At 61.7% G+C, this 13,017-nt stretch carries 13 protein-coding genes and 1 pseudogene; 13 read left to right on the top strand and 1 reads right to left on the bottom strand.

Annotation, left to right across the window (positions count from 1 at the left end; genetic code table 11):
* Positions 1 to 36 precede the first annotated feature (36 nt).
* Positions 37 to 282: a DUF6124 family protein gene (locus C4J93_RS03025; protein WP_124428556.1), complete on the bottom strand. Its 246-nt coding sequence runs from the start codon at positions 280 to 282 to the stop codon at positions 37 to 39.
* Positions 283 to 714: 432 nt separating this feature from the next.
* Between C4J93_RS03025 and C4J93_RS03020 the strand changes: the two genes are divergently transcribed.
* From C4J93_RS03020 to urtE, 13 genes and pseudogenes are all read left to right on the top strand, one after another.
* Positions 715 to 1,005 carry an addiction module antidote protein gene (locus tag C4J93_RS03020; RefSeq protein WP_124428555.1) on the top strand — a complete coding sequence of 97 codons (291 nt, stop codon included), beginning with the start codon at positions 715 to 717 and terminating at the stop codon, positions 1,003 to 1,005.
* Positions 1,006 to 1,260: 255 nt separating this feature from the next.
* A complete protein-coding gene (locus C4J93_RS03015) occupies positions 1,261 to 1,593 on the top strand; it encodes a type II toxin-antitoxin system RelE/ParE family toxin (protein ID WP_124428554.1) in 333 nt (110 codons plus the stop codon).
* A gap of 5 nt (positions 1,594 to 1,598) precedes the next feature.
* Positions 1,599 to 1,922: a DNA-binding protein gene (locus tag C4J93_RS03010; protein WP_124365671.1), complete on the top strand. Its 324-nt coding sequence runs from the start codon at positions 1,599 to 1,601 to the stop codon at positions 1,920 to 1,922.
* Between the two features lie 382 nt (positions 1,923 to 2,304).
* Complete coding sequence (locus tag C4J93_RS03005) at positions 2,305 to 2,697, top strand: DUF2946 domain-containing protein (protein ID WP_124428553.1); 393 nt, start codon at positions 2,305 to 2,307, stop codon at positions 2,695 to 2,697.
* A gap of 47 nt (positions 2,698 to 2,744) precedes the next feature.
* Positions 2,745 to 3,227, top strand: a complete 483-nt coding sequence (locus C4J93_RS03000) for a copper chaperone PCu(A)C (protein ID WP_124428552.1) — start codon at positions 2,745 to 2,747, stop codon at positions 3,225 to 3,227.
* Between the two features lie 10 nt (positions 3,228 to 3,237).
* A complete protein-coding gene (locus C4J93_RS02995; RefSeq protein ID WP_124406175.1) occupies positions 3,238 to 3,627 on the top strand; it encodes a DUF2946 domain-containing protein in 390 nt (129 codons plus the stop codon).
* A gap of 93 nt (positions 3,628 to 3,720) precedes the next feature.
* On the top strand, positions 3,721 to 5,781 hold the full coding sequence (locus C4J93_RS02990; RefSeq protein ID WP_124428551.1) for a TonB-dependent copper receptor: 2,061 nt from the start codon (positions 3,721 to 3,723) through the stop codon (positions 5,779 to 5,781).
* 139 nt (positions 5,782 to 5,920) lie between these two features.
* Positions 5,921 to 7,282 carry a PepSY domain-containing protein gene (locus C4J93_RS02985; protein WP_124428550.1) on the top strand — a complete coding sequence of 454 codons (1,362 nt, stop codon included), beginning with the start codon at positions 5,921 to 5,923 and terminating at the stop codon, positions 7,280 to 7,282.
* A gap of 196 nt (positions 7,283 to 7,478) precedes the next feature.
* Positions 7,479 to 8,744, top strand: coding sequence for an urea ABC transporter substrate-binding protein (gene urtA / locus C4J93_RS02980; protein ID WP_124428549.1), 1,266 nt, complete (start codon positions 7,479 to 7,481; stop codon positions 8,742 to 8,744).
* Positions 8,745 to 8,820: 76 nt separating this feature from the next.
* A pseudogene (gene urtB, locus C4J93_RS02975) lies at positions 8,821 to 10,322 on the top strand (urea ABC transporter permease subunit UrtB).
* On the top strand, positions 10,322 to 11,389 hold the full coding sequence (urtC, locus tag C4J93_RS02970; RefSeq protein ID WP_124428548.1) for an urea ABC transporter permease subunit UrtC: 1,068 nt from the start codon (positions 10,322 to 10,324) through the stop codon (positions 11,387 to 11,389). The pseudogene urtB and the gene urtC overlap by 1 nt, the downstream one beginning before the upstream one ends.
* Complete coding sequence (gene urtD / locus C4J93_RS02965) at positions 11,386 to 12,219, top strand: urea ABC transporter ATP-binding protein UrtD (RefSeq protein ID WP_164484508.1); 834 nt, start codon at positions 11,386 to 11,388, stop codon at positions 12,217 to 12,219. Before urtC ends, urtD begins: the two co-directional genes overlap by 4 nt.
* A gap of 77 nt (positions 12,220 to 12,296) precedes the next feature.
* Positions 12,297 to 12,995, top strand: a complete 699-nt coding sequence (gene urtE, locus C4J93_RS02960) for an urea ABC transporter ATP-binding subunit UrtE (protein ID WP_124428547.1) — start codon at positions 12,297 to 12,299, stop codon at positions 12,993 to 12,995.
* Positions 12,996 to 13,017 lie beyond the last annotated feature (22 nt).

Below are 13,017 nucleotides of genomic sequence, written 5' to 3'. Positions count from 1 at the left end.
ACGCTTAAGCGCAGGAACGATCGCTCATCGAACTTGTTAACGACTTGCAGCCTGCCCTACACCTTCGTGCACCCTGTCAGCAAGCAATTGCGCCAGCTCGATCAACTGCGCAACGCCCAGCAATTCCTCGCGTGGTGCGCCTTCCAGGTTAAAGGCAATGTCGCAACTCAGCGCATTGGCCGAGGCGAGTGTTTCGCTGAGGTTGACCAGCAGGTCTTCGGTGCTGACTCCATCGACCACGGTGAACAGCCGGATGGGGGGATTTGGGGTGGGTTTGATCATTGTGAAGCTCCTTAATCTAAGTGGAGCTGCCAACTAATCGCCGCGACGCGATGGGGGTGGCAGCTGTGCGCAGGTTCGCGGACCGGAGATTAAGGAAGCCGGCATACCCGAAGGTATCCCGCGCACAGCCACCATAGCGCCGCACAGTAGACGATAAAAAAGCGTCAACTGAAAGGAGGCAATGCTTAATCAATCCGAGCCGCGACGCCCGACCGCTGAGTTTGCAGCGGTGTACGGAGACTAGAGATTGAGTTTCCTACCGGCAACCTCAAAGAGTTGTCGGAGATTTCTGTTTGATCGTTCCCACGCTCCGCGTGGCAACGCATCCCGTGACGCTCCGCGTCACAATTACTAGAGCAGACGCAGAGCGTCCTGGGCGGCATTCCCATGCAGAGCGTGGGAACGATCGAATCTGGTAGCGAGGAATAAATCATGAGCGAGTCCTTTACCCGCTTCGACGCGGCAAAATATTTGAATACACCTTTGGAGATGGCCGCATATCTGGAGACCTGCTTCGAAGATGATGCGGGTGATGGTCTTTTGATTCGTACTGCTCTCAACGACATCGCCCGCGCCCAAGGCATGACGCAGGTAGCCCGCGATGCCGGCCTCGGACGAGAAAGTCTGTACAAAGCCCTCTCCAGCACTGGCAATCCCGAGTTCGCGACTGTCATGAAAGTAATGAAGGCCTTGGGTCTCAAGCTTCACGTCACAGCAATCTGATAGCACTGCGACATCCAACCACATTTCCCTTTTTTACTTGATCGTTCCCACGCTCCGCGTGGGAAATGCATCTTGTGACGCTCCCACGTTGCGACTTGAAAACGGACGCAGAGCGTCCAAAGCCACCGATATTGGCTCAAGTAGACAACTCCTGTCGCCTGAAGAAACACTCAGCTCGTTGGCAAATTTCATTTGATAAGTCAGGATCGCTCGCTTGCTTGATCAGTAACCTATTTGTTACCTTCAGGACGGCTAATGATTGAGATTGAAGAATACCGACGCGCTAACGAATCCAGTCCGTTCGATGAGTGGTTTTCATCTTTGAGTGTCCCAGCGGCAGCTCGAGTTTCAACCGCTTTGGTTCGACTTGAAACGGGCAACACCAGCAACATCAAGTGGTTCGATGGGCTAGGCGAATACCGCATCGATTGGGGACCAGGCCTGCGAATCTATCTGATACAAGAAGGCCACCGATTAATCATCCTGTTCGGGGGTGGCGACAAGTCCAGTCAAAAACGCGATATCAAAGTCGTAAAGTCGCTGATCAATGAGCATCAGCGTGGCAAGAAATTGAAACAAAAGAGGTAACCAACATGGCGCTTACCCGCAGCTACAAACACACCATCGCCGAACGTGCTCAGCGCGACCCTGAATTTGCCCAAGCGCTCCTTGATGAGGCCGCTACGCTGTTTCTCAATGGTGAGCCGGAAATTTCGCGCGTGATTCTACGTGATTTGGTCAACGCCACAGTGGGCTTTGAAGGCCTGGCGAAAGAAACCGCCAAACCGAGTAAAAGCCTGCACCGGATGCTGTCAGCCGGCGGCAATCCTAGTATGGATAACCTCGCGGCGATTTTTGCAGTGATTAGAAAAGCCTTAGGTGTCGATATGCAGGTCCACGGAGTTCCCATTGCATAAACGTCCAACGAGATTTGATCGTTGCCACGCTCCGCGTGGCAACGCATCCCGTGACGCTGCGCGTCACAATTACTAGAGCAGACGCAGAGCGTCCTGGGCTGCATTCCCACGCAGAGCGTGGGAACAATCGAATCCAAATGTGGGAGGGGGCTTGCCCCCGATGGGTACGTGTCAGCCGTACATGGGCTGACTGACACTCAGCTATCGGGGGCAAGCCCCCTCCCACACTGGACCTGTGTTGCCTTGTTGATCGGCACTCCCTCGATTCCCCGTCTATCCTCAAACCCGGCACTGCGACACCAAACCACACCGCCCCTTTTTACTTATCCCCCCGATCAGGCTAAATACCCGCCTGATCGTTTAACCCTACGGATTATCCGCCATGGCCCGTCAACGCTTTGCAATTGCCTGGATCGCCTGCCTTGCAGTGCTGTTCAATGCGTTTGCCATGCCGCTGGCCGGTGCGATGCAGCAGGTGGATGACCCGGTCAAGCGGTTGATGTGGGGCAGTTTCTGTTCGTCCAACGGCGCCAGCCTGCAGACGCTCGCCCTAGGCTCGCTGGAGGTTCCGGCGGCGCCGGATGATCACTCTGCCATGCAGCATTGCTGGTGTTGCTCAGGTTCGGCGTCGTGGGTGGCGTTGCCGGGGCATGTGCCGCAATTGTATGTCACACGATTCGAAGCACTGCGCAGCCTGCCCGCGCCTGCCTTGCAAAACCCCACGCCACGCCAGCAATGGCCGAGCCTCAACCCCCGCGCCTCTCCAACGGTCTGATCTGCTTCGCAAGTGAACTGCGTTTAGAACTGTTCTGGAGAACTGCCATGCTCAAATCTTCCCTGCTTCTGGCGGCGTTGCTGCTGCCGGTGTTCAGTGCCGCCAATGCCGATGACTACAAGGTCGGCGACCTGTTGGTCAGCGATCCCTGGTCCCAGGAATTGCCGCCGAATGCGCCCACCGTCGCAGCGTACTTCGTGATTCATAACAGCGGCGCTTCCCCGGACCGCCTGCTCAGCGTCGAAACCAGCGTCGCCGAAAAAGCCGAGTTGCACGAGCATGTGATGCAAGGCGACCTGATGAAGATGCGCGAAGTGCCCAGCGTCGCCGTGCCGGCCAAGGGCGAGCTGACCTTCGCGCCGATGGCTTACCACGTCATGCTGCTGGGCCTCAAAGACCGCAGCCTGTTGGCCGACGGCAAGCAGTTCCCGCTGACCCTGACCTTTGAAAAGGCCGGCAAGGTCGACGTGAACGTATCGGTGCAGAAAACGCCGCCGGTGGCCGCCCACGCGCATCAGCACGCCCAATAGGCTGACCTCGATGGGCGCCTCTCGCGCCAGGTTGTCTCCACGCCCGCGCTTGATGCGTGGCAGTTGGATCAGCCTGTTCGCCATGCTGATGATCTTTATCGGCCCGCTGATTTCCCAAGCGATGCCGATGGATCATCACGCCGGTATGTCGATGGACATGCCGAGCTGCCATGGCGAGCCCAAGCCCACCAAGGCCCCCGACGAGCACCACGTACTCTGGGAAAAGTGCGGCTATTGCAGCCTGCTCTTCAGTTGCCCGGCCCTGCCCGGCGGCGTGTCCTTCATCGCCCTCGACGCCCCGCCGCCCGCCAACGCCCTTCCCCCCGCCCCGCGCCTGGGCCATGCCCGGCAAAGCATCTTCCCCGGCGCCCGCAGTCGTGCGCCGCCCATCGCCTCGTAAGCCCCACATCGCGTTACTTCACACCGGCCGACTTTTAACAGACAGCCGCAGGCTGCTGGCCGTGTCGTTTACGATTGATTGATGGAATTTTTCATGTCCAGGTTTCCTGTCGACACCCGTTTGGGGGTTGCCCCTGTTTTTGCCGTACTGTGCGGCGCACTGCTTGCTTCGCAGGCCCACGCGGAGGAACACGAGTTGAGCCCCACGGTGATCACCGCGATCGCCCCCAGCTCGCCACTCACCGTTGTCACCAACCCGAAAGACCCACGCCAGCCGGTACCCGCCAGTGATGGAGGCGACTACCTCAAGACCATCCCCGGCTTCGCCCTGGTACGCAACGGCGGCACCAATGGCGACCCGGTGCTGCGCGGCATGTTCGGCTCGCGCCTGAATATCCTCACCAACGGTGGCATGATGCTCGGCGCCTGCCCCGGCCGGATGGATGCGCCCACCTCGTACATCTCGCCGGAAACCTACGACAAGCTCACCGTGATCAAGGGCCCGCAAACCGTGCTGTGGGGCCCCGGTGCGTCAGCCGGCACCGTGCTGTTCGAGCGTGAGCCGGAACACTTCGGCGAGCTGGGCACGCGGCTCAACGCCAGCGTATTGGCCGGTTCCAACGGCCGTTTCGACAAGGTCATCGATGCCGCTGCCGGCGGGCCGCTGGGCTATGTGCGGGTGATCGGCAACCAGGCCCACGCCGACGATTACAAGGACGGCAACAACGACACGGTCGCGTCGCGCTATGACAAATGGAACGGCGACGTCGCTGTCGGCTTCACCCCCGACGCGGATACGCTGCTCGAGCTCACCGCCGGCCGTGGCGACGGCGAGGCACGTTACGCCGGACGCGGCATGGACGGGTCGCAGTTCCTGCGCGAAAGCCTGGGGCTGCGCTTCGAGAAGTCCAACCTCGGCGAGGTGCTGGATAAGCTTGAGGCCCAGGTCTACTACAACTACGCCGACCACGTGATGGACAACTACAGTCTGCGCGTACCGTCCGGCACCGGCATGATGGCCGGGCCCATGGCCTCCAACGTCGACCGCCGCACCCTCGGTGCAAGGGTCAAGGCCACGTGGCGCTGGGCCGATGTGCAGTTGATCGGCGGCCTGGACGCGCAGACCAACGAACACCGCGCGCGCAGCAGCATGGGCGTCGACACCTACAAGGACCTGCCGCGCGACAAGGACGCCAACTTCCACAACTACGGCGTATTTGGCGAGCTGACCTGGTACGCCGCCGACCGCGACCGCCTGATCACCGGCGCACGCCTGGACCGCGCCTCGGCCAAGGACTTTCGCCAACGCACGGGCTCGGGAATGATGTCGCGCCCCAACCCGACCGCTGGCGACACCCGCGCCGATACCTTGCCGTCCGGCTTTGTGCGCTACGAGCACGACCTGGCGGACACCCCCACCACGCTGTATGCCGGCGTGGGTCACGCCGAACGCTTCCCGGATTACTGGGAGCTGTTTTCCCCCAACACCGGCGCGCTCGGCTCGGCCAATGCCTTTGACGGCGTAAAGCCCGAGAAGACCACCCAGCTGGATGTCGGCGCGCAATACAAAACCGCCGACCTGCAAGCCTGGGCCTCGGCTTACGTCGGCCAGGTGCGCGACTTCATCCTGTTCGACTACCGGCCCGGCATGATGGGCACCACCTCCCAGGCGCGCAATGTCGACGCGCGCATCATGGGCGGTGAACTGGGTGCGGCCTACACACTGACGCAACACTGGAAAGCCGACGCCAGCCTCGCCTACGCCTGGGGCAAGAACAGCAGCGACGGCAAGGCACTGCCACAGATGCCGCCGCTGGATGCGCGCCTGGGCCTGACCTACAGCGAAGATGACTGGAGCGCCGGGGCCTTGTGGCGCGTGGTCGCGGCGCAAAACCGTATCGACCCGAACAAGGGCAATGTGGTCGGCAAGGACTTCGACAAGAGCGGCGGCTTTGGTGTGTTCTCACTGAATGCGGCGTACCGCATCAATAAAAACTTCAAGGTCAGTACTGGTGTCGACAATCTGTTCGGCAAGGCTTATGCCGAGCATTTGAACCTGGCGGGGAATGCCGGGTTCGGCTACCCGGCCAGCGACCCGCAAGCCATCAAGGAGCCGGGGCGAACCCTCTGGACCAAGGTGGATATGAGCTTCTAAAAGCATCGGGGGCAAGCCCCCTCCCACATTGATCAGGTTCACAGATTGAGCCTTGTGAACACAGTCAAGTGTGGGAGGGGGCTTGCCCCCGATGGCGGTGTAACTGACATAAATAAACCAAAGCCTTGCGGAGCCCTCGATGACCACTCAAAAAATCTCCTTCTACAACCTGGCCTGGCGCTGGCACTTCTACGCCGGGCTCTTCGTCGCCCCCTTCATGGTGCTGCTGGCCCTGACCGGCATCATCTACCTGTTCAAACCCCAGCTCGATCCCCTGATGTACGGCGACCTGCTCAAAGTACCCGCCGCCGCGCAGGCACTGAGCGCCGACGCGCAACTGCAACGGGCCAAGGCCGCTTACCCCCAGGCCGCGATCAGCAAATACCTGCCGCCCGCCGATGCCACCGCCAGCGCGCAGTTCGTGATGCAACACCAAGGCCGCGAAATCACTGTATTCGTTGACCCGTATCGCGGCACCGTGCTCGGTGAGCAGGACGCCAAGAACAACCTGCAAGCCATCGCCCGCGCCCTGCATGGCGAGCTGATGATCGGCACCACGGGCGATCGTCTGATTGAACTCGCTGCCGGTTGGGGCGTGATGCTGGTGGTGTCCGGCCTGTACCTGTGGTGGCCGCGCGGTCAGTCATCGGCGGGTGTGTTATGGCCACGCCTGGGCAGCCGAGGGCGGTTGTTCTGGCGCGACCTGCACGCCGTCGCCGGTTTCTGGGGCGCGGCATTTCTGCTGGTGATGCTGCTCAGCGGCATGACCTGGACCGGGTTCTGGGGCAAGCAATACGCCGACCTGTGGAACACCTTCCCGGCGGCGATGTGGAACAACGTGCCGCAATCGGACCAGCAGGCGCGCACGCTCAATACCGCCAGCCAGCAGACCGTGCCCTGGGCCATGGAAAACACGCCGATGCCGATGTCGGGCGATCACGCCGAACACATGAACCACGGCGCCATGCATGCAGGCCCCGCCGCGCCCAGCGTCAGCCTGCAACAGGTGGTCGACCTGGCCACGGCGCGCAAGGTCGAGCCCGGCTACAGCATCACCTTCCCCACCACGGCCACGGGCGTGTTCACGGTCGCGGTGTTCGCCGACGACCCACGCAACGACGCCACACTGCATGTGGACCAGTACACCGGCAAGGTGCTCGCCGACGTGCGCTGGGCAGATTACAACGGCGTCGCACGCGCCACCGAAACCGGCGTGATGTTGCACGAAGGCAAGATGTTCGGCTGGGTCAACCAACTGATCGTGCTGGTGATCTGCCTGATGATCCTGCTCAGCGCGGTGAGTGGCGTGGTGATCTGGTGGAAGCGTCGGCCGCAGGGTGGGCTGGGTGTGCCGCCCCTGCGTCATGATTTGCCCAGATGGAAAACTGCCATGGCGATCATGCTCGGCCTGGCAATCATTTTCCCGTTGGTGGGCGCTTCGCTGATCGTCGTGTGGGTGCTGGACCGACTGCTCCTGTCACGGGTCAGCGTCACCGCTTAGTAGTGGATTGCGCAACGCCCTGTTTTGAAGCTTGCCGTGCACTCCACAACGGAATGTGGCGCCATGCTGGTGCGCCACTGTGCCTGAGCGCCTCCCGAACCCGCCTGTAATCCTGTGCCTCGCGTAGCAGGCACAGCCCTTGCAAAGTCGTGTGTATCTGCCCAACAAAAACTATCGGTTTTACGGAGATCGCACCATGAAGCGTCGCAGCTTGATCAAGGCTTTCACTTTGTCGGCATCCATTGCCGCCATGGGCATGACCTGGACCCTCCAGGCCGCCGAGACCATCAAGGTCGGCATCCTGCACTCGTTGTCCGGGACCATGGCGATCTCCGAAACCTCGCTCAAGGACATGGCGCTGATGACCATCGACGAGATCAACGCCAAGGGCGGTGTGAACGGCAAGATGCTTGAGCCGGTGGTGGTCGACCCCGCGTCCAACTGGCCGCTGTTCGCCGAGAAAGGCCGCCAGTTGCTGACCCAGGACAAGGTCGCCGTGGTGTTCGGTTGCTGGACCTCGGTGTCGCGCAAATCGGTCTTGCCGGTGTTCGAAGAGCTCAATGGCCTGTTGTTCTACCCGGTGCAATACGAAGGCGAAGAGATGTCGCCGAATGTGTTCTACACCGGCGCGGCGCCGAACCAGCAGGCGATCCCGGCGGTGGAATACCTGATGAGCGAAGAAGGCGGTGGCGCCAAGCGCTTCTTCCTGCTGGGCACCGACTATGTGTACCCGCGCACCACCAACAAGATCCTGCGCTCGTTCCTGCATTCCAAAGGCGTGGCGGACAAAGACATCGAAGAGGTCTACACCCCGTTCGGCCACAGCGATTACCAGACCATCGTCGCCAACATCAAGAAATTCTCCGCCGGCGGCAAGACCGCAGTGATTTCCACCGTGAACGGCGACTCCAACGTGCCGTTCTACAAGGAACTGGCCAACCAGGGCCTGAAGGCGACCGATGTACCGGTGGTGGCGTTCTCCGTGGGTGAAGAGGAGCTGCGCGGCATCGACACCAAGCCACTGGTGGGCAACCTCGCGGCCTGGAACTACTTCCAGTCGGTGGAGAACCCGGTGAACCAGAAGTTCGTGGCTGACTGGAAAGCCTACGCCAAGAAACACAACCTGCCAGGCGCAGACAAGGCCGTGACCAACGACCCGATGGAAGCCACCTACGTGGGCATCCACATGTGGGCGCAGGCGGCGCAGAAGGCCAACTCCACCGACGTCGACAAAGTGCGTGAAGCCCTGGCCGGCCAGACCTTCGCCGCTCCGTCCGGCTTCACCCTGACCATGGACAAGACCAACCACCACCTGCACAAGCCGGTGATGATCGGCGAAATCCAGGCTGACGGGCAGTTCTCGGTGGTGTGGCAGACCAATGAGCCGATTCGAGCACAACCGTGGAGCCCTTACATTCCGGGCAATGAAAAAAAGCCGGACTACGCCGTGAAGAGTAACTAAAGCCCCACCACAGGCCAAATGTGGGAGGGGGCTTGCTCCCTCCCACACTGTCCGTGCATGACTAGGACACTTGTTTATGCCCGCTGCCCTCAATCGCTATTTCCTCGCCTTGCTGCTGTGGCTGCCTTTGGCCGCACACGCCAGCGACGCCGAAGACTTCATCAACGCCAACCCGGCGCAGCAAGCCAAGCTCCTTCAGGACTGGGCCGCCCAGCCAGACCCGGCGCGCATCGAACTGGTGGACGCCCTGCAACAAGGCCAACTCACCGTCAACGGTGAAACCAAGACCGTACGTCTGAACAACCGCCTGCGCGGCCTGATCGAGAATGTACAGGCCAGCCAGCGACTGCTTGCGGCCGATCCCAAGGTACGCCTTGATGCGGCGCGCACCTTGCAAAAAGCGCGGTGCCGGCCCAGCTTAAATTCCTCGACCAACGGCTCGCCACCGAGCCCGATGAGCAAGTGCACAGCGCCCTCAGCCTGGCCCTGGCCAACCTGCAACTGGTCGACAGCGACCCGGTGGTGCGCCTGGCCGCCGTGCGCTTGCTCGGCAGCACGGGCGATCCGCTGGCCCGCACTCGCCTCGAAGCCTTGCTCGCGCCCGGCGTCGAAACCGAAGCCACCGTGCACACCGCCGCCGAAACCAGCCTGGCTCAGGTCAAACGCAAATTGATGATCGGGGAGATCCTTGGTCAAGCCTTCAGCGGCATGTCGCTGGGCTCGATTCTGCTGCTCGCGGCCCTGGGCTTGGCGATCACCTTCGGCCTGCTGGGGGTGATCAATATGGCCCACGGCGAGATGCTGATGCTCGGCGCCTATTCCACCTATGTCGTGCAGCTGCTGATGCAGCGCTACGTGCCCCAGGCCATCGAGTTCTACCCGCTGATCGCGCTGCCGGTGGCGTTTTTTGTCACTGCCGCCATCGGCATGGCGCTGGAGCGTACGGTGATTCGTCACCTGTATGGCCGCCCGCTGGAAACCCTGCTCGCCACCTGGGGCATCAGCCTGATGCTGATCCAACTGGTGCGGTTGGTGTTCGGCGCACAGAACGTCGAAGTGTCCAACCCCGCCTGGCTGTCCGGGGGCATTCAGGTGCTGCCCAACCTGGTGCTGCCGTACAACCGCCTGGTGATCATTGCCTTTGCGCTGTTCGTGGTGGTGCTGACCTGGCTGTTGCTGAACAAGACGCGCCTGGGTCTCAACGTGCGCGCCGTCACCCAGAACCGCAACATGGCCGCCTGCTGCGGTGTGCCGACCGGGCGGGTAGACATGCTCGCCTTTGGCTTGGGGTCCGGCATCGCGGGGCTGGGCGGCGTCGCCCTGAGCCAGATCGGCAACGTCGGCCCGGACCTGGGCCAGAGCTACATCATCGACTCGTTCCTGGTGGTGGTGCTCGGCGGTGTGGGCCAGCTCGCCGGCAGCGTCACGGCGGCCTTCGGCCTGGGCATCGCCAACAAGATTCTTGAACCGCAGATCGGCGCCGTGCTCGGCAAGATCCTGATCCTCGCGCTGATCATTCTGTTTATCCAGAAACGCCCGCAAGGACTCTTCGCACTGAAAGGACGGGTGATCGACTGATGAACCAGCCATTGATGCTTACGGCAGCACAGAAAGCCGGCCCCAAGGTGACGATCACCGTCGGCGCGATCCTGCTCGCGGTGCTGCTGGCGCTGCCGTTGCTGTCGCTGTTGCCGGCGGAAAACGCCTTTCATATCTCCGCCTACACCTTGACGCTGGTGGGCAAGATCCTCTGCTATGCCATCGTCGCCCTGGCGCTCGACCTGGTGTGGGGCTACGCCGGGATGTTGTCCCTGGGCCACGGTCTGTTCTTCGCCCTGGGCGGTTATGCGATGGGCATGTACCTGATGCGCCAGGCGTCCGGCGATGCGCTGCCGGCGTTCATGACCTTCTTGTCGTGGACTGAATTGCCCTGGTACTGGGCGGGCACCCAACACTTCTGGTGGGCGCTGTGCCTGGCGGTGCTGGCGCCGGGGTTGCTGGCCCTGGCGTTCGGCTTCTTCGCCTTCCGCTCGCGGATCAAGGGCGTGTATTTCTCGATCATGACCCAGGCCCTGACCTTTGCCGGCATGCTGCTGTTCTTTCGCAACGAGACCGGGTTCGGCGGCAACAACGGCTTTACCAATTTCCGCAGCATCTTGGGCTTCGGCATCACCGAGCCGGGCACGCGGGCGGTGTTGTTCGTGGCCACGGTGCTGCTGCTGGTGACGAGCCTGTACCTCGGTTGGCGCCTGGCCCGCAGCAAGTTCGGCCGGGTGCTCACCGCCTTGCGTGATGCGGAAAACCGTCTGATGTTCTGCGGCTATGACCCGCGCGGCTTCAAGCTGTTCGTGTGGGTATTGAGCGCAGTGTTGTGCGGCTTGGCGGGGGCGTTGTATGTGCCGCAAGTGGGCATCATCAACCCCAGCGAAATGTCGCCGACCAACTCCATCGAAGCCGCCGTGTGGGTGGCGCTTGGCGGGCGTGGCACCTTGATCGGCCCGTTGCTCGGCGCCGGCGTGGTCAATGGTATGAAGAGCTGGTTCACCGTGGCCTTTCCGGAATATTGGCTGTTCTTCCTCGGGGCGTTGTTCATTCTCGTCACCCTGTACCTGCCCAAGGGCGTTATCGGCCTGCTGAAGAAATGAGGAACGTCATGCTTGAACCTATTTTCGACGCGGGCAGCGGCCGCGAGGCCATCGGCATCGGCCAGGCTGCGGGCAAGGGCCTGAACACCCGCCACGGCACCATCCTGACCCTGGAAGACATCAGCGTCAGCTTCGATGGCTTCAAGGCCTTGAACGACCTCAACCTGTACATCGGCGTCGGCGAGCTGCGCTGCATCATCGGCCCCAACGGCGCAGGCAAAACCACGCTGATGGATGTGATCACCGGCAAGACCCGGCCCAGCCACGGCAAGGCCTGGTTCGGCGAAACCCTGGACCTGACCGGCATGAGCGAAGTGCAGATCGCCCAGGCGGGTATCGGCCGCAAGTTCCAGAAGCCCACGGTGTTCGAAGCCCTCACGGTGTTCGAAAACCTCGAGCTGGCGCAGAAGACCGACAAGTCCGTCTGGGCCAGCCTGCGCGCGCGCTTGAGCGGCGAGCAGAAAGACCGCATCGACGAAGTGCTCGACACCATCCGCCTCACGGCCTCGGCGCAGCGCCCGGCCGGGTTGCTGTCCCACGGGCAGAAGCAGTTCCTGGAGATCGGCATGCTGCTGATGCAGGACCCGCAACTGTTGCTGCTTGACGAACCGGTGGCGGGCATGACCGATGCCGAAACCGAATTCACCGCCGAACTGTTCAAGGGCTTGGCGGGCAAGCATTCGTTGATGGTGGTGGAGCATGACATGGGCTTTGTCGGCTCGATTGCCGACCACGTCACCGTGTTGCACCAGGGCAGCGTGTTGGCCGAGGGGTCGCTGGAACAGGTGCAGGAAAATGAGCGGGTGATCGAAGTCTACCTCGGTCGCTAAGGTGGTTGATCGTTCCCACGCTCCGCGTGGGAATGCCGCCCCGGACGCTCCGCGTCCTTTCATCAGGAGGTTTGAGAATGCTGCAAGTCGACAAGCTGCACCAGTACTACGGCGGTAGCCATATCCTGCGCGGTCTGTCGTTTGACGTGCAGATCGGCGAAGTCACCTGCCTGCTCGGGCGTAATGGCGTGGGCAAGACCACCCTGCTCAAATGCCTGATGGGCCTGCTGCCGGCCAAGGAAGGCGCGGTGAACTGGGAGGGCAAGCCGATCACCGGGTTCAAGCCGCATCAGCGCGTACATGCTGGCATTGCCTACGTGCCCCAGGGCCGGGAAATTTTCGGCCGGCTGACGGTGGAAGAAAACCTGCTGATGGGCCTTTCGCGCTTCCCCGGTGCCCAAGCCAAGGAAGTGCCGGCCTTTATCTACGAGCTGTTCCCGGTGTTGCTGCAGATGAAGCACCGGCGCGGAGGGGATTTGTCCGGCGGCCAGCAGCAACAGTTGGCCATCGGCCGCGCCTTGGTGAGTCGCCCGCGGTTGTTGATTCTCGATGAGCCCACCGAAGGCATTCAGCCCTCGGTGATCAAGGAAATCGGCGCGGTGATCAAGAAACTCGCGGCACGCGGTGACATGGCGATTCTCTTGGTGGAGCAGTTCTACGACTTCGCCGCTGAACTGGCCGACCAGTACCTGGTGATGTCCCGTGGCGAAATCGTGCAGCAGGGCCGGGGGGAAAATATGCAAAGCGAGGGTGTACGCGGACTGGTAACCATCTAATCTGTAGCGTCCTAACGATAAG

It is taken from the genome of Pseudomonas sp. R2-37-08W (assembly GCF_003851705.1).
Taxonomy (GTDB): domain Bacteria; phylum Pseudomonadota; class Gammaproteobacteria; order Pseudomonadales; family Pseudomonadaceae; genus Aquipseudomonas.
Note: the sequence above shows the minus strand (reverse complement) of the source record. Positions and strands in the feature narration are given on the sequence as shown.